The following is a 17,411-nucleotide window of genomic DNA, read 5'->3' on the forward strand; positions in this document are numbered from 1 at the left end:
TACGTCTCCGAGCTCGGCCTGGAGGTCGTCGAATCGTGGCTGGAGGTCGAGGCCGAGCGGTCCGGCGCCGACATCCGCGTGCTCAGAACCGGGGAGAGCGTCGAGCTGTGACCAGCGCCCTCCCCGCGCGGGTCCACGGCCGGCGCCGTGCACATCCCGGCCGCCGGCGCGGCACCCCTGCGGGCCGGTGAGGGTGGGCATCCCCCGGGGACCCGGAATAGTCTCTTGCTCATCGCTACCCGGAGGGGTGAAGGAGACAGGCCGGCGGCTTGAGCGAACAGACACCCACACCTGCCGCGCGGGGGCCGCGGTCCACGGCCGCCCGGCTCACGGTCCGCGACGTCCTGAGCCTGGACCTGGTGGCGACCTGGGGGCCGGAGGTCGTGGCCGGCACCGCGCACCTGGACCGCCCGGTGCGCTGGCTGCACGTCGCCGAGGCCACGGACGTCGCCGTGATGCTCGCCGGCGGGGAGATGGTGCTGACCACGGGCCTGCTCCTGGCCGGGAACGACCAGGCCCAGGCGGAGTACATCGAATCAATGCGGCGCGTGGGCGTCGCGGCGGTCGTCCTCGGCCTCGGCCGCGCGTTCCGTACCACGCCCGAACCCATGCGCCGGGCGGCGCAGCGGTGCGGGATGCCGCTGATCGTGCTGCACCGGCCGGCGCCGTTCGTCCGGATGACCGAGGAGGTCCACTCACGGCTCCTCTCCGGCAGGTTCGCCGCTCTCGACCTGTCCGACAACATCCGGTCCTCCCTCACCGCCCTCAACCTGTCCGGGGCCACGCTGCAGCAGTTGCTCGACGAGATCGCGTGCTACAGCGGCTGCCCGGTCGTACTGGTCAACCTGGCCCAGCGGGTTCTCGCCTCGGCCGGTGACCGGGCCCCGCTGAGCGAGCTGCTGCGCGACTGGGACCGCGTCTCCCGGCAGGTCGCCGAGCTCGCGGGAAGCGGGCCGGTGACCGTCGAGCCCGACGGGTGGATCGTCGTGGACCTGGAGGCGCGCGGCCGCCGGTGGGGGCGGCTGGTCCTCTTCGGGTACGCCGGATCGGAGGAGTTCGGGCTGCTGCTCGGGGCCCGGGCGGCCGAGGCGCTGGCGATGCACCGCCTGCTGGGCGACCGGGATCGCGGCTGGGAGGAACAGGCCGCGGAGTCCCTGCTGCTCGACCTGGCCTCCGGAGCCGCCCGGCCCGAGCAGCTCTTCACCCGGGTACGCGCCGCCGGGCTGCCCGTCGACCGGCGGACCTTCGTGCCCTTGGTGGTCCGTGTCCTCGACGACGGCCGTGCCGACGGCGAACGCCGCAACGGCGAACGCGGCGACACGCCGGAGCTCGTCGACCGGGCGGTGGCGGAGACGCCGGAGGTGGCGGGGCTGGTCGCCCGGATCGAGCCGGAGGGCACGGCCGTGCTGCTGAGCATTCCCTACGGGGAGGACGCCGGCGCCGTGCTCCGCCGGGTCGCGGTACGGGTCCGGGAGGCGCTGGCCCTGCGCGGACGGCGGGCCGTGATCGGCGCCGGCTTCGCCTGCTCGGTGCTGGACGAGGTCCGCCGGTCGTTCGTGGAGGCGGTCCACGTCGCGGACGCGGCGGTGGCCGCACCTCCTGACGGACCGGTGGCCCGGCTGGGAGACGTGCGGCTGCGGGGGCTCGTACGGCTCCTGCGGGACGACCCGGAGCTGCAGGCGTTCATCGGACGCGAGCTCGGGCCGCTGCTGGAGAATCCCTCGCTCCTCGGCGTGCTCCGCACGTACATGGAGACGGGCCGCAACAAGTCCCTGGCCGCGCAGGCGCTCCACGTCAGCCGCCCGACCCTGTACCGCCGGCTGCAGCGCATCGAGGCGTTGCTCGGCATCGACCTGGAGGACTGGGAGCGCCTCACCTCCCTGTACGTCGCGCTCCTCGCCCATGAAGGCCAGACGGGCCCCCGGCCCGCCCCACCAGGGTCGGCGCCTGAACGGCCGTAGTTCACCGCGAACCGGCCGGGCGGCCATCCGCCCGACCGTCGTCCTCGCACGTCGGCGCGGTTTAGGTCGCCCGGGAGGGGGCAGCCCCGACGAGGACGGTACGGGCGGCGTGGCGGTTCATGAGGAGTCCGTCATGAGAGCCACGAACACCGACGAGATCAAGGAAGTCCTCTCCGACATGGACTTCCCCGCGAGCAAGGAAGAGATCGTCGACCACGCCCGCGACAAGGCCGCGGGCACCGAGGCGGAGCGGGCTCTGCGGGCGCTTCCCCTCGGCGAGTACGGCTCCGTCGCGGAGGTGCAGCGGTCGGTACCCCTGGAGCCGGATCCGGATCGAACCGCCTCTGAGCGGAACTACCAGCGCCGGCACCACCGGAAGCCGGGTCTGGCGGAGCACGAGCGCGAGGTGGAACGGCCCCCCGTGGAGGATGAACTGCGCTCCGACCCCGGCGAGCGACCTCGCTGACGGCCCGCGCACGAGCGGCGGAGCGGTGCTTCGTCACCTCCGGGGAGGTGCCCGGACAGAACACCTGTGGGCGGGCGGTCACCAGGCCGGCGCCGGAAGCGAGAGCCGCCTGACGGCGACGTCTCCCGCTCCCGGGCCGGATCCGCGCCTGGGGTCAGCCGACCTGGAGGTCGACGCAGGAGTAGAAGGCGTTCGCGGTGTCGGCGATGTTCCAGACCGCCAGCAGCTTCACGCGGCCGGACACGTTGCCGAGATCGACGGTGTGCGACACGGTGCTCGGCGGCTGGGCGTTGTTGCCGCTGACGTCGCCGACGAGCGTGTTGCCGATGTAGTACTGCCAGTCGGTGGTGCGGTGACGGGCGGTGAACACCCAGGTGAAGGTGACCGTGCGCCCGACCTGCGTCGCGCGCCAGCCCTTGCTGTCGTCGTCGAGCTCGGCGAACCGAGCGTTGCCGCCGCTGCAGCTGCGCAGGCCCTTCGGGCCTTCGACGCTCTGCGGCTCGTACTTGATGTCGCCGCACTGGACGATGCCCTGGGCGCACTGCGCCTGCCGGCTCGGCGGGGAGTTGATGTAGCCGTGGGCGCTGGCGGCGCCGGCGAGCGCCACGATGATCGCGGGGGTGAGAGCGACGCCCGCGGCGGCGGTGACAAGCCTTCTGGTCATGTGAGCTCCTCATGGTCGACGGCCACCCGAGCGGCGGCCGTTGCGGGGACGTACCTGGGCTCGAGGTGTGGCCGGGGGCGGGGCACGAGCCGCCATGACGGTCTCCGATGCGCGCCAACTAAAAGGAAACTTTACTGTTTGCCAGAGTTTGACCCTGCCATGACCGGCTGTCAATACCGGGAACGCGAAGGCCGGTCATGCCGGGAGACCACCGCCGCCGTCACCCGGGGGTGTACGGCGAATGTCACCGGCGGATGGATGAATCCCACGCGCCGGCCACGTAGCTTTTAGGTCGTACGACGAACACGAGACGACCACAACGGCCCTCGTCCCCGTTGGATTGGGGGGTTCACCGGGGACACCTCAACAGGGCCGATATCCAGACGCTCGGAGTCACTCCGGGCCGATGATGGTGAACGTCCGCGAGCACGCTCTTTTGGGGGAAGGGGCAGGCTCGCGGACGTTCGCGTCTCCGGCCGGGAGCGGACGGGCGTCAGGACGCCGGCTGGAAACTCGCGGCGAACACGTCGAAGTACCGCCGGCTGCGAGACCACTGGGAGGCCGGAGTCGACCAGTACAGCGCGTACGCCCGATGCCCGTTCACGAGGATGTTGCGGTTCAGCACGTGGGTCTTCTCACCGCCGGAGGTGTGCAGGAACTCCAGGTCGGCGGCCTTCTCGAAGTATCCGTGCACGGATTCCAGCCTGATCCTGGTGTACCCGGCGTCGCTACCGCGCCGGTAGGCGTCCTGCTGCCGCCAGTCCGCCAGCGGATCGCTCTTCGGATGGGTCGTCTGGTCGATGAGGAGGTACCGGGACGAGCCGGGGTCGCGTACGTAGACGTAACCGCCGTCATGGCTGACCTTCCAGCCGCGCGGCACGCCGATGGAGAAGCCGGAGTCGTCCTCGTACCGGCGGAAGTCGGCCGGCAGCGCGGTGCCGCCGGGAGACGGGGAGGCGGCCGTCGTCCCCCGTGACCTCGACGGGCTCGCCGAAGCGCTGGACCGGGCCGACGGCGTCGTGAGCGGCGACGCGCTCCGGCCGGTCCCCTTGCCGCTCGTGCCCGTGAGGCCCGCCGCGTGATGGTGTGACCGGTTCAGGAGAACGGTGAGGGCCCCCGCTGCCCCGAGCAGGAGGACGATCGACACGACGGCGGCGGCTCGTCCCCACCGGTGCGCCGGACGTGCCGGCAGGAGTCCGGTCCCCCGAGGTGGCTCCGTGTCCTCTCGGGGCGGCTCCGCGCCGGGCGTCCCGCCGCGGGGCCGTACGGGTGCGGCGTCACGGGGCCGTTCGTCCTCGGCGGGACGGCCGACCGGCATCTTGTACGGGGCCGGCGGCGGGTCCGCCGCGCGGGCGCGGGTCTCCGGGTCCGCGGCGCCGATCTCCTCCCGCGCCGTGACCTCGGTGAGCGCCCGGGCGAGGGCGACGGCGTCGAGCCGGTCGGCCGGATCCTTGCGGAGCAGTCCCTCGATCACGGGCCACAACGCTCCGGCACGTCGTGGGGGATTCGGTGGATCGGTGAGGATCGCCGTGAGGGTGGCCATCACGTTGTCGCGGTGGAAGGGCGTCTCCCCCTCCACGGCCGTATAGAGCGTGGCGCCGAGCGACCACAGGTCGGAGGCGGGGGTGAGGGGCCTGCCCCGCGCCTGCTCCGGCGACAGGTAGGCGGGAGAGCCGATCAGGACGCCGGACCGGGTCAGCGTCGGCTCCCCCTCCGCGACCGCGATCCCGAAGTCGCCGAGGACCACCCGGCCGTCCGGGGCGATGAGGATGTTGCCGGGCTTGACGTCCCGGTGCAGGACGCCCGCGGCGTGCGCCGCAGACAGCGCCGCCAGCACCTCAAGCCCGATCCGGGCCGCGTCCGCCGGGGCGAAGGGCCCCTCCTCGTCGAGGATCCCGTTCAGCGAGCGGGCGGACGGGATCAGCTCCATGACGATCCAGGGCCGTTCCTCGGCCTCCACGACGTCGAAGATCCGGACGACCCCCGGATGGCTGAGCCGGGCCGCGGTGCGCGCCTCCCGCATCATGCGGCCGCGCATGGTCTCCTTGTCCAGGGCGCTCAGGTTGGGCGGAAACACCAGCTCCTTGACGGCGACGTCCCGTCCGAGCAGTTCGTCGCGGGCCCGCCACACCGCACCCATGCCGCCGCTCCCGAGGGAATCGGCGACCCGATATCTCTCGCCGAGGAGAGTGCCGCTCGCGGAGGACATGACGCCGGAGATACCCGCGCGTTTTTCGAGTAATCCCCTGGCAAAGACGGCGTCGCGGGCGGTACCGCGATCCTCCCGCACACGTCAGTGCTCAGCAGCGGGCTCAGCGAGCGGCGCAGGTGATGCAGGTACGCGCCGCGGGGCGCGCGAGGAGGCGCTCCGGTGCGATCGGGCGACCGCAGTGCTCGCACATCCCGTAGGTGCCCTCATTGAGGCGTTCGACCGCTCGGTCGAGATCGGCGAGATGGCGGCGCGCCTGAGCGAGCAGCGACTCGACCTGGGAGCGCTCGAAGGCGATGGTCGCGCCCTCCGGGTCGTGCTCGTCGTCGACGCCGATCTGGCTGGAGGACTCGACGATGCCCTCCCAGTCGCGGGTCAGCGCCGCGATCTCCTCCAGGACGCTCGCCCGCTCGGCGCGCAGCGCCTGCGCCGGCGAGGACGCGGAGAACGACTCGGTCACCATTCTTACAACCGCACGGCCCCCGCCCGGATTCCCGGCCCCACCGCTTGCTGCAACGACTGCAAGTATTTTGCGTGTTCTGCGCTATTCTTGCGGCATGTCACGACGACTTGCTGATGTGGCCCGGAAGGCCGGGGTGAGCGAGGCCACCGTCAGCCGGGTGCTCAACGGCAAACCCGGTGTCTCGGCCGCCACCCGCGACAACGTGCTGACCGCGCTCGACGTGCTCGGCTACGAGCGGCCGACCCAGTTGCGGGGCGACCGGGCGCGGCTGGTGGGCCTGGTGCTGCCGGAGTTGCAGAACCCGATCTTCCCGGCGCTGGCCGAGGTGGTCAGCGGCGCCCTGGTGCAACTCGGTTTCACGCCGGTCCTGTGCACCCGAACGGCGGGCGGGCTGTCCGAGCCGGAGTACGTCAACCTCCTGCTCGACCAGCAGGCGTCCGGGGTGATCTTCGCGGGCGGGATGTTCGCCGAGGCGGACGCCTCTCATGACCACTACCACCTGCTCCGCAAACGCGGCATGCCCGTCGTTCTCGTCAACGCGGCGGTCGCCGACCTCGGATTCCCCGCGGTGGCGACCGACGACGCCGTCGCGATCGAGCAGGCGTACGGGCACCTGCGTTCGCTCGGTCATGAGCGGATCGGCCTCGTCGTCGGCCCGGCGGACCACATGCCGTCCCGCCGGAAGGTGGCGACCTTCGAGCGGCTCGCCGACGAGGCCGGCCTCCCCTCCGACGGCGAGTTCGTCGAGCGGACACTGTTCTCGCTGGAGGGCGGCCAGGCGGCGACGTCACGGCTGCTGCGCCGGGGGGTCACGGCCGTGATCTGCGGCAGCGACCCGCTGGCGCTCGGCGCGGTCAAGGCGGTCCGCCGGCAGGGCAAGCGCGTGCCCGAGGACGTCTCGGTGGTCGGCTTCGACGACTCGGCGTTCATGAGCTGCGCGGATCCGCCGCTGACCACGGTCCGGCAGCCCATCGACGCGATGGGGCGGGCGGTGGTCACCCTCCTCGGCGCCCAGATCGACGGTTCGCAGGCGGCCGACGACGAGTTGCTGTTCGAGCCGGAACTCGTCGTCCGCGGCTCCACCGGCCCGGTCCGCTGACGGGCACGGCGATCCCCTCCCCTTTTCAGGCGTCCTCCCGCCTTCGCGGGAGGACGCCTGACGCGTTCACCGGAGCACCCTGCCGCTGAGCCGCCTTCACAGGAGGAACGTGCTGTCAACTTTTTTCGATCTTTAGTACGTCTATTGCAGTGCCCTGTTGGTCTCTATATCGTTCTCGCACCGGATCCTGCAGTCCCGGTCCCCGGCCCACGGCCTCGCCCGAGGCCAGTCCAGGAGGGAGTCGACGATGAGACCCCGAAGGCTTGCGATCCTGCTGGCGGCAGGGCTCGCCCTGACCGGTACGGCGTGCGGGGGCGGTGACGACTCCAAGAACGACGCCTCGGGCGGCAAGGTGACCATCACGGTCGGCTGCATGCCCGCGAAGAGCCAGCCGATCCAGCGCCGGGAGTGGACGGAGGACGTCGCCGCGTTCGAGAAGCTGCACCCGGACATCACCGTGGTCGGCAAGGACGCCTTCCCCTGCGCCGACCCGAAGACGTTCACGGCCAAGCTCGCGGGCGGCCAGATGGAGGACGTCTTCTACGCCTACTTCACCGACATCCAGAGCGTCATCACGTCCGGTCAGGCCGCCGACATCAGCAAGTACGTCGGCAGCGTCAAGCAGTTCCCCGACATCCAGCCGTCCGTGAAGAAGGTCTTCACCGGTCCCGACGGCAAGATCTACGGCCTGCCCCGGCAGAACTACTCGATGGGCCTGCTCTACAACCGCAACCTGTTCAAGCAGGCGGGGCTCGACCCCGACAAGCCGCCCGCGACCTGGGCGGAGCTGCGCGCGGACGCGAAGAAGATCGCGGGTCTGGGCAAGGGCATCGTCGGCTACGCCGACTACAGCGCGGGCAACCAGGGCGGCTGGCACTTCACCACCGAGCTGTACGCCCAGGGCGGCGACGTCGTCACGCCCGACGGGAAGAAGGCCGCGTTCAACAGCCCGCAGGGCCGCGCCGTGCTGCAGAACCTGCAGCAGATGCGCTGGACGGACGACAGCATGGGCTCCAAGCAGCTGCTGCAGCTCGCCGACGTGCAGCAGATGATGGCCGCCGGCCGGCTCGGCATGTACCTGTCGGCCCCGGACAACATCACCGCGCTGGTCGACCAGTTCCAGAGCAAGTACAAGGACTACGGCCTGGCGCCGATCCCCGAGGCGAAGGGCACCCTCCTCGGCGGCGACGGCTACCTGTTCAACGTGAAGGACTCCCCCGCCAAGATCAAGGCGGGCCTGCTCTGGCTGGAGTACTACGCCCTCACGCCGGGCCAGGGACAGCTGAACTACCAGCGGGCCGCGAAGTACGGACGCGCCGTCGGGCTCCCGCAGCCGAACTTCTACACCGGCCAGACCGCGGCCACCGACCACTCGCTGCGCACCGCCGCCGCCAACGTCCCGGTCGCCAACTACAAGCCGTACGAAGACGCGGTCGACCGCATCCCCGGCCGGCTCGAGCCGGCGAACGCGCAGCAGATCTACGCCGTCCTCGACTCGGTGATGTCGGGGGTGCTCACGGACCGCACCATCAACATCGACCAGCTCCTCGCGACGGCACAGAAGAAGGTCGACGGCATCCTCGCCCGATCCAACTGAACAGGCCACGGCCGGGTGACGACGTGAGGAGAGACCGGTGACCACGACGATCCTGAGGAAGGCCGCACCGCGGCGTTCGACGTCCCGCCCGGCCGGGCCACGCCGGTCCGTGTCCCGGCACGCCGTCCGGCGCGGCCTGTCCGCGTACGGGTTCCTGTGCGGAGCGCTGATCTGCTTCGCGGTGTTCTCCTGGTACCCGATCGTGCGGGAGGCGCTGCTCGGCTTCCAGAAGACGAACTTCGTCGGACGGTCCGAGTGGGTCGGCCTGGACAACTTCCGCCGGGTGGCCGGCGACCCGGCGTTCGGCAAGGCCTGGCTGAACACCCTGGAGTTCACCGGCCTGGCGCTGCTCTGCGGCTACGTCCTGCCGTTCGTCACGGCGGTCGTGCTGAACGAGCTGCGCCACGCGCGCGCCTACCTCAGGTTCGTCGTGTACCTGCCCGTCATGCTCCCGCCGGCGGTCGCGGTGCTGCTGTTCAAGTGGTTCTACGACCCCGGTCCCGGGCTGTTCAACCAGCTGCTGCACGTGGCCCACCTGCCGGGGCTGAACTGGCTGGACTCCACGAGCACCGCGCTGCTGTCCCTCGTCATCGTCTCCACGTGGATGAACATGGGCAGCGGCACGCTCATCTACCTCGCCGCCCTGCAGAGCGTGCAGAGCGAGCTGTACGAGGCGGCGGAGCTGGACGGTGCGGGGCTGCTGCGGCGGGTCCGGCACGTCACGATCCCGCAGACGCGGCTGATCCTGCTGGTCATGCTCCTGCTCCAGGTGATCGCCACCATGCAGGTCTTCGTCGAGCCGTACCTGCTCACCGGCGGCGGGCCGCAGGACGCCACGGTCAGCGTCGTCTACCTGATGTACCTGTACGCGTTCCGCTTCAACAGCTACGGCGGGGGCAGCGCCCTCGGGCTGATGCTGATGGTCGTCCTGATGGTGTTCTCGGCGGTGTATCTGCGGGTCACCCGGGACGGCGGGCGATGAGACGAGGAGGCCGGAGTTGACCGAGCCCACCAGCGGGGCGGCCACCACGGCCGCCGGGCGGCGCCACCGGCGGGGGCGCGCCGCGCCCGAGCGGCCGCGCCGACGTGGCCGGAGGAGCGCCCCCGGCGACACACCCGCCCCGCGGACCCTGATCTCGGCCCGCGCGCTGAACACCCCGCGCGGCCGGGTGATCTACTGGATCGTTCTCATCGCCGTGATCGTGTTGTTCACCGCCGTCTTCGTCTTCCCGCTGTACTGGATGGTGACCGGCGCGATGAAGTCCTCCGGCGAGCTGGCCCGGACCCCGCCGACGCTGTTTCCGCGGCACCCTCACCCCGGCGTCTACCGCGACGCGTGGCGGCGGCTGTACCTGGGCAGGTTCCTGCTCAACACGCTCGAGTACGCCGTGGGCGCCTGGCTGTTGCAGTTGGCGGTCTGCGTCCCGGCGGCGTACGCCCTGTCCAAGCTGCGGCCCGTTCTCGGCCGAGCGGTCCTCGGCATGATGCTGGCCACCCTGATGATCCCGTCGACCGTCCTGCTGGTCCCGCTGTACCTGACCGTGCGGGACGTGCCGCTCCTGCACGCCAACCTGCTGAACACGCCGTTCGCGATCTGGTTCCCGGCCGCGGCCAACGCGTTCAGCATCTTCCTGCTCAAGCGGTTCTTCGACTCCATCCCCGGGGAGCTGCTGGAGGCCGCGGCCATCGACGGCGCGTCGTCCTGGCGGATCCTCTGGTCCATCGTCCTGCCGATCTCGCGGCCGATCATCGCGGTCGTGTCCATCTTCGCGGTGGTGGGCGTCTGGAAGGACTTCGTGTGGCCACTGCTGGTGCTGCCCGACAGCAACCGGATGACGGTGAGCGTGGCGATCTCCTCCCTGTCGGAGCAGACGCCGCAGAACATCCTCATCGCCGCCCTCGTGATCGCGAGCATCCCGGCCGTGGCGGTCTTCCTGCTGTTCCAGCGCCACATCATGGCCGGCCTGACCGCCGGCGGGCTGAAGGGGTGAGACGCGCGGACCAGGTCCTGCGGCCGGGCCGTCCACCGGACGGCCCGCGGCGCGATCCGTGCCGTTCCGGACCACGCCACCCCGTACCCGCGCCGACCAACGACATCGAGGGAGATTGATGACCGGCATGGCCGAAAACGTTCCTTCCGGCACCACCCCGGACTCCGCCGGGTGGTGGCGGGGAGCCGCGATCTACCAGGTCTACCTGCGCAGTTTCGCGGACGGCAACGGGGACGGCATCGGTGACCTGGCGGGGCTACGAGGGCACCTCGGCCACCTCGCCGACCTGGGCGTCGACGCCCTGTGGCTGAACCCGTGGTATCCCTCGCCGATGGTCGACGGCGGCTACGACGTCGCGGACTACCGGGACATCGACCCGGTCTTCGGCACGCTCGCCGAGGCGGAGAAGCTCATCGAGGAGGCGCACGGGCTCGGGCTCCGGGTCATCATCGACATCGTCCCGAACCACTGCTCCGACCGCCACGCCTGGTTCCAGGAGGCGCTGCGGGCCGAGCCGGGCTCCGCGGCACGGGAGCGGTTCTGGTTCCGGCCGGGACGCGGCGACGCGCCGCCGAACGACTGGGAGTCCATCTTCGGCGGCCCGGCGTGGACCCGGGTGCCGGACGGTGAGTGGTACCTCCACCTGTTCGCCCCGGAACAGCCCGACTTCAACTGGACCAATCCGGAGGTCCGCGAGGAGTTCCTCGACGTCCTGCGGTTCTGGTTCGACCGGGGAGTGGACGGTATCCGCATCGACTCCGCCGCCGTGCTGGTCAAGGACCCGGACGCGGAGCCGGACGGGCGCGACCCGTACACCGACCGGGACGGCGTGCACGACATCTACCGCGCCTGGCGGCGTACCTCCGACGGATACGGCGACCGCGCGCTGATCGGGGAGCTGTGGCTGCCCGACCAGGACCGCTTCGCCGCCTACCTGGCCCCCGACGAGCTGCACACGGCCTTCAACTTCGACTTCCTGGGCTGCCCGTGGGACGCCGCCGCGCTGCGCCGGGTGATCGACACGACCCTGGAGACCCACACGCCGCTCGGCGCGCCGCCGACCTGGGTGCTGTCCAACCACGACGTCACCCGGCCCGTCACGCGGTTCGGCCGGGAGGACACGTCCTTCGACCTGAACGAGCGGCGGCACGGGGCGCCGACGGACCTGCGGCTCGGGCTGCGCCGCTCCCGGGCGGCGGCGCTGCTGGCGATGGCGCTCCCGGGCAGCGTCTACGTCTACCAGGGCGAGGAGCTCGGTCTCTGGGAGGTCGAGGACCTGCCCGAGGAGGTACTGGAGGACCCGATCTGGTTCCGCTCCGGCCGTACCGACCGCGGCCGGGACGGCTGCCGGGTTCCCATCCCCTGGTCCGGTGACGCGCCCGGCCTCGGCTTCGGCGGCGAGCCGTGGCTGCCGCAGCCCGCGGCCTGGCGCGACCTGGCGGTCGAGGCCCAGTCGGGCGACCCGTCCTCGACGCTCGGCCTCTACCGGCGAGGACTGCGGCTGCGGCGGGAGCTGCTCGGCTACGGCGGCATGACCTGGCGTCCGATGGGCGAGAACGTCCTGGCCTTCGACCGGGAGAACGGGATCACCTGCGTCGTCAACCTCGGCGCCGGCCCCGTGCGCCTGCCGGAGGGCCGGGAGCCACTGCTCGCCAGCGACCCCCTCGAACGGGGCGAACTCCCCCCGGACACCGCCGTCTGGCTGCGCTGATCCGGGTGCCCGGGCTCCTCCCCCGCCGACGCCGCTCCGTCTAGGCTGGTAGACGCGCATCGGCGATCCGGGGGAGGAGCCGCTGCCATGGACACGACACGGACCACGTCCGCGAGGCGGGGGCCGACCGGAGCCGACCGCTACCTGCCGATCTCCGATCACGGGCTGATCGGCGATCTGCGAACGGTGGCCCTGGTCGGCACCGACGGCACCATCGACTGGTACTGCTGCCCGCGGTTCGACGCGCCGAGCGTCTTCGCCGCCATCCTCGACGCCGACCGGGGCGGATCGTTCGAGCTGGCCGCGATCGCGCCGGCCAGGACCAAGCAGTTCTACTTTCCCGACACGAACGTGCTGATCACCCGGTTTTTCACCGAGGACGGGCTCGGCGAGGTCCAGGACTTCATGCCGGTCTGCGAGACCGGCGAAGCCGACCGGCACCGGCTGATCCGGCGGGTGATGTGCGTACGCGGATCGCTCCCTTTCCGCGCCCGGATCGCTCCCCGGTTCGGCTACGGCGCCGACCCCCACACCGCGCGGATGCTCGACGACGCGGTGCTCTTCGAGTCCGAGGCGCTCACGCTCGCGCTGACCGCCACAGTGCCGCTCGAGTGCGACGGCGTGGACGTCCACGCGGAGTTCAAGCTCACCGAGGGCCAGGCCGCGGTCTTCGCCCTGGACCACATCGGCGACACGATCGCGCCGCGTGCCTGTCCGTACACCGAGGCGGACCGGGAGTTCACGGCCACGGTCGCCTTCTGGCGGACCTGGCTGTCGTCGTCCCGCTACCGCGGCCGATGGCGGGAGATGGTGCACCGCTCGGCGCTGACCCTCAAGCTGCTGACCTACGCCCCCACCGGCGCGATCGTCGCCGCGCCCACCACGAGCCTGCCGGAGCGCCTCGGAGGCGGACGGAACTGGGACTACCGTTACGTCTGGGTCCGTGACGCGGCGTTCGCCGTGTACGCGCTGCTGCGCCTGGGCTTCACCGGAGAGGCCGAGGCGTTGATGGCCTTCCTGCGGCGGCGGACGAACCTGTGCGGTGACGGGCCGTCCGGGCCCTTGCAGATCATGTACGGCATCGACGGGCGTACCGACCTGCCCGAGCGCGAGCTGCCCCATCTGGAGGGTCATCGCGGTTCGGCGCCGGTCCGGGTCGGCAACGCCGCCGCCGACCAGCTGCAGCTCGACATCTACGGTGCCCTGATCGACTCCGTCTACCTCTACGACAAGTGGGGGCAGCCGATCTCCAGCGACCACTGGGACGGGGTGTGCGCGGTGGTCGACTGGGTCTGCCGCAACTGGGACCAGCCCGATGAGGGCATCTGGGAGGCCCGTTCCGGGCGCAGGAGATTCCTGTACTCGCGGCTGATGTGCTGGGTGGCGATCGAACGGGCCATGCGCACGGCCCGGCGCCGCGGTCTGCCCGGTGAGCTGCCGCAGTGGATGAGGTCCAGGGATGAGATCTACCGGCGGATCATGGGAAGCTGCTGGTGTCCTGCCCGGAAGGCGTTCGTCCAGCATGAGGACGGTGACGCGCTCGACGCGGCCGTGCTGATGATGCCGCTGGCCAAGTTCGTCTCCCCCACCGACCCGAAGTGGCTGTCGACGCTGGACGCGCTCACGGCGGATCTGGTGTCCGACTCGCTGGTCTACCGTTACGACCCGCGGATCAGCCCGGACGGCGTCGGGGGCGAGGAGGGCACCTTCTCCATCTGCTCCTTCTGGTACGTCGAGGCCCTCGCCCGCGCCGGGCGTGTGGAGGAGGCCCGGCTGGCCTTCGAGAAGATGCTCACCTACGCCAACCACGTCGGCCTGTACGCCGAAGAGATCAGCCACACCGGAGAACAGCAGGGCAACTTCCCCCAGGCGTTCACCCACCTGGCGCTGATCAGCGCCGCGTTCAATCTCGACCGCGCGCTCGGCTGAGCCTGCGGCCGCCACCGTCTCACGACCCGGCGGCCGCCGGTCGCCGTTCAGCGCGATCACCCACCCTTGACACGCTTACGTCAGTCCTTAAATCATGCCAAAAAATTAGCCTTCCCCGGAGGTATCGTGCTACGTCCTCAGGAGACGCCCAGCCGCGAACGTGTCGGTCTCAACGGGCTGTGGGCCTTCGCGCTCGACCCCGGCGACCAGGGGCGCGCCGAGCGGTGGTGGTCCGGCCCGCTCCCCGGCGCGTCGGAGATGCCGGTTCCGGCGAGCTTCAACGACGTGCCGGCCACCCGGGACGCCCACGACCACGTCGGCGACGTCTGGTACCAGCGGGAGGTACGGATCCCGGCCGGGTGGGCGGGCCGGCGGGTCGTGCTGCGGTTCGACGCCGCCGCCCATCGCGCCGTTGTCTGGTGGAACGACGCCGAGGTCGGACGGCACGACGGCGGTTACACGCCGTTCGAGTGCGACCTGACCGGGCACGCCCGCCCCGGCGAGACCGGCCGGGTGACCGTGGTGGTCGACAACCGGCTGACCCCCTCCTCGATCCCGCCCGGGATCGTCGACGTCCTGCCGGACGGGCGCCGCCGCCAGCGGTACTTCCACGACTTCTTCAACTACGCCGGGCTGCACCGCGCGGTCTGGCTCTACAGCACGCCCCGCTCGTACGTCCGCGACATCACCGTGACCACGGAGGTGACGGGCGCCGACGCCCGGGTCCACTACCGCGTGGACGTCGTGGACGGGCAGGTCGCCGAGGTCGTGCTGCGCGACGCCGACGGCGCCGAACGGGCGCGGGCAACGACCGCCGCCGGCACGCTCGAGGTACCGGACGCGACGCTGTGGCGGCCCGGCCACGGCCACCTGCACCGCCTCGAGGTCCGTACGGGCGGCGAGGACGCCGACGAGTACGCGCTGCCGGTCGGCATCCGCGAGGTGAGGGTGGACGGCGACCGCTTCCTGATCAACGGCGAGCCGTTCCACTTCCGGGGATTCGGCAAGCACGAGGACAACCCCGTGCGCGGCAAGGGCCACGACGACGTCCACATGGTGCACGACTTCGCGCTGCTCGACTGGATCGGCGCGAACTCCTTCCGCACCTCGCACTACCCGTACGCCGAGGAGGTGCTGGAGTACGCCGACCGGCACGGCATCGTCGTCATCGACGAGACCCCGGCCGTCGGGCTCAACTTCGAGATCGCGCACACGCTCGTCCCCGGCGACCCGCCGCACATCTGGGCGGCGATCGACGACACCACCCGGGCGGCCCACCTGCGCGCCATCCAGGAGCTGATCGCCCGCGACAAGAACCACCCGAGCGTGGTCATGTGGAGCATCGCCAACGAACCGGACTCGGCCCGGCCCGAGGCGCGCACGTACTTCGAGCCGCTCGTCCGGGCCGCGCGCGAGGCCGACCCGAGCCGGCCCGTCTGCTTCGCCCAGGTCCAGCTGCCCCCGGACAGGGACGTCATGAGCGACCTGTTCGACGTCATCTGCCTCAACCGCTACAACGGCTGGTACGTCGACACCGGCGACCTGGTGACGGCGGAGCGCGAGCTGGAGGCGGAGCTGCGCGAATGGGTCCGCCTGCACGGCAAGCCGATCATCGTGACCGAGTACGGCGCGGACGCGATCGCCGGCGTGCGCTCGGTCGCGGCGGGCACCTGGACCGAGGACTACCAGGTCGCGCTGTTGGAGACCTTCCACCGGGTCTTCGACCGTGTCGGCTCCGTCGTGGGCGAGCACGTCTGGAACTTCGCCGACTTCGCGACCGGGTACGGCGTGAACCGCGCCGACGGCAACAAAAAGGGCGTCTTCACGCGGGACCGCCGGCCTAAGGCGGCCGCCTTCGCCCTGCGCCGCCGCTGGCGGACGGAGGCGGATTGACCGTATGCGCATTCGTGACAATCGCGCGATCACCACGCCCTTGACACGCTTATCTCAGATCTTAAATCATGCCTTAAAATTAGCCTCACGGAGGAAGTGGCATTATGAGCGTGCGGGCCCGTACCGCCTTCGGCGCCGTCCTAGGCGCGACCGTCCTCGCCGTGCTCCCCGGCTGCGGGGGCGGGACCTCCACCGCGCCGAACGGTGGCAACAGCCACCCCAAGACGCTCACCTACTGGGCGAGCAACCAGGGCGCCAGCCTGGAGGACGACAAGGCCAAGCTCACCCCCGAGCTGCAGGCGTTCGAGAAGCAGACCGGCATCAAGGTCAAGCTCGAGGTCGTCCCGTGGTCCGACCTGCTCAACCGCATCCTCGCCGCGACCACGTCCGGGCAGGGCCCCGACGTGATGAACATCGGCAACACCTGGTCGGCCTCGCTACAGGCGACCGGCGCCCTCCTCCCCTTCACCGACGCCAACTTCGCCAAGATCGGCGGCAAGGACCGCTTCCAGGCGTCGGCGCTCGGCTCGACGGGCGCGGCCGGCAAGCCGCCGACGGCCGTGCCGCTCTACTCCCTGTCGTACGCGCTGTACTACAACAAGAAGCTCTTCGGCCAGGCCGGGATCAGCAAGCCGCCGGCCACCTGGAACGAGCTCGTCCAGGACGGCAAGAAGCTGACCACCGGCGGCCACACCGGCCTGGCCATCGAGGGCGCCAGCATCCCGGAGAACACCCACCACGCCTTCGTCTTCGCCAAGCAGCACGGCGGTGACTTCTTCGACGCGCAGGGCAACCCGACGTTCACCGCGCCGGGCGTCGCCGAGGGCGTCAAGCAGTACGTCGACTTCGTGGCAAGCGACAAGATCGCCTCGCCGAGCGACGCGGAGTACGCCCAGAACGAGTCCGTCCGCGACTTCGCCTCCGGCAAGGCCGCGATGATCCTCTGGCAGGCCGGCGGCAAGAACTTCCAGAGCCACGGGATGAAGCCCGACGACTACGGCGTCGCCCCGGTCCCCGTACAGTCCGGCGCGCCCGGACAGGGGCAGAACGTGAACTCCATGGTCGCCGGGATCAACATGGCCGTCTTCAAGAACACCGGCAACCTCGACGGCGCCCTGAAGTTCGTGCAGTTCATGACCAGCGACGCCGAGCAGAAGAAGCTCAACTCCGAGTACGGCTCGATCCCGGCGGTCAAGACCGCCGCGCAGGACCCGGCGTTCGCCACCCCGGAGCAGAACATCCTGCGCACGACCATCGCCACCAGCGCGACGCCGATGCCGCAGGTGCCCAAGGAGTCGCAGTTCGAGCAGGTCATCGGCAGTGCGCTGAAGGACCTGCTGGCCGACGCGGCGGCCGGGCGGCCGGTGACGCTGGAGTCGGTGCGCAGCCGGCTCGCCAAGGCCCAGCAGCAGATGTAGCGCGGGTCCA

Annotated in this window: 13 protein-coding genes; 10 read left to right on the forward strand and 3 right to left on the reverse strand. The window is 70.9% G+C overall.

Annotated features, from left to right (window positions below; translation table 11 throughout):
* Nucleotides 1-269: 269 nt before the first annotated feature.
* Together NE234_RS17925 and NE234_RS17930 are read left to right on the forward strand one after the other, a co-directional pair.
* Entirely contained in the window at nucleotides 270-1,961 is a 1,692-nt protein-coding gene (locus NE234_RS17925; RefSeq protein WP_252781450.1) for a PucR family transcriptional regulator, read from the forward strand.
* A gap of 133 nt (nucleotides 1,962-2,094) precedes the next feature.
* The gene (locus NE234_RS17930) at nucleotides 2,095-2,427 is read left to right on the forward strand and encodes a DUF2795 domain-containing protein (RefSeq protein ID WP_252781451.1); all 333 of its coding nucleotides are present in this window, start codon (nucleotides 2,095-2,097) and stop codon (nucleotides 2,425-2,427) included.
* A gap of 154 nt (nucleotides 2,428-2,581) precedes the next feature.
* On the opposite strand, the gene NE234_RS17935 is transcribed toward NE234_RS17930, so the two are convergent.
* The 3 genes from NE234_RS17935 to NE234_RS17945 all read right to left on the reverse strand — a co-directional run bounded on the left by NE234_RS17935 (nucleotide 2,582) and on the right by NE234_RS17945 (nucleotide 5,763).
* Nucleotides 2,582-3,091 carry a lytic polysaccharide monooxygenase auxiliary activity family 9 protein gene (locus NE234_RS17935; protein ID WP_252781452.1) on the reverse strand — a complete coding sequence of 170 codons (510 nt, stop codon included), beginning with the start codon at nucleotides 3,089-3,091 and terminating at the stop codon, nucleotides 2,582-2,584.
* Nucleotides 3,092-3,584: 493 nt separating this feature from the next.
* Nucleotides 3,585-5,300 carry a serine/threonine-protein kinase gene (locus NE234_RS17940; RefSeq protein WP_252781453.1) on the reverse strand — a complete coding sequence of 572 codons (1,716 nt, stop codon included), beginning with the start codon at nucleotides 5,298-5,300 and terminating at the stop codon, nucleotides 3,585-3,587.
* 103 nt (nucleotides 5,301-5,403) lie between these two features.
* Entirely contained in the window at nucleotides 5,404-5,763 is a 360-nt protein-coding gene (locus NE234_RS17945) for a TraR/DksA family transcriptional regulator (RefSeq protein ID WP_252781454.1), read from the reverse strand.
* Here NE234_RS17945 and NE234_RS17950 point away from each other — a divergent pair.
* The 8 genes from NE234_RS17950 (at nucleotide 5,657) to NE234_RS17985 (ending at nucleotide 17,401) form a co-directional block, all read left to right on the forward strand.
* Entirely contained in the window at nucleotides 5,657-6,862 is a 1,206-nt protein-coding gene (locus tag NE234_RS17950) for a LacI family DNA-binding transcriptional regulator (RefSeq protein WP_256528940.1), read from the forward strand. The genes NE234_RS17945 and NE234_RS17950 overlap by 107 nt on opposite strands.
* A 247-nt stretch (nucleotides 6,863-7,109) precedes the next feature.
* A complete protein-coding gene (locus NE234_RS17955; protein ID WP_252781456.1) occupies nucleotides 7,110-8,459 on the forward strand; it encodes an ABC transporter substrate-binding protein in 1,350 nt (449 codons plus the stop codon).
* A gap of 37 nt (nucleotides 8,460-8,496) precedes the next feature.
* Nucleotides 8,497-9,441, forward strand: coding sequence for a carbohydrate ABC transporter permease (locus NE234_RS17960; RefSeq protein ID WP_252781457.1), 945 nt, complete (start codon nucleotides 8,497-8,499; stop codon nucleotides 9,439-9,441).
* A gap of 16 nt (nucleotides 9,442-9,457) precedes the next feature.
* The gene (locus NE234_RS17965) at nucleotides 9,458-10,450 is read left to right on the forward strand and encodes a carbohydrate ABC transporter permease (RefSeq protein WP_252781458.1); all 993 of its coding nucleotides are present in this window, start codon (nucleotides 9,458-9,460) and stop codon (nucleotides 10,448-10,450) included.
* A gap of 127 nt (nucleotides 10,451-10,577) precedes the next feature.
* Entirely contained in the window at nucleotides 10,578-12,161 is a 1,584-nt protein-coding gene (locus tag NE234_RS17970) for a glycoside hydrolase family 13 protein (protein ID WP_252781459.1), read from the forward strand.
* 87 nt (nucleotides 12,162-12,248) lie between these two features.
* On the forward strand, nucleotides 12,249-14,090 hold the full coding sequence (locus tag NE234_RS17975) for a glycoside hydrolase family 15 protein (RefSeq protein WP_252781460.1): 1,842 nt from the start codon (nucleotides 12,249-12,251) through the stop codon (nucleotides 14,088-14,090).
* A gap of 126 nt (nucleotides 14,091-14,216) precedes the next feature.
* Complete coding sequence (uidA, locus tag NE234_RS17980; protein WP_252781461.1) at nucleotides 14,217-15,983, forward strand: beta-glucuronidase; 1,767 nt, start codon at nucleotides 14,217-14,219, stop codon at nucleotides 15,981-15,983.
* Nucleotides 15,984-16,087: 104 nt separating this feature from the next.
* A complete protein-coding gene (locus NE234_RS17985; protein ID WP_252781462.1) occupies nucleotides 16,088-17,401 on the forward strand; it encodes an ABC transporter substrate-binding protein in 1,314 nt (437 codons plus the stop codon).
* The last annotated feature ends 10 nt before the right edge of the window (nucleotides 17,402-17,411 follow it).

Origin of the sequence: Actinoallomurus rhizosphaericola (assembly GCF_024055675.1) — a bacterium.
Classification (GTDB): domain Bacteria; phylum Actinomycetota; class Actinomycetes; order Streptosporangiales; family Streptosporangiaceae; genus Actinoallomurus; species Actinoallomurus soli.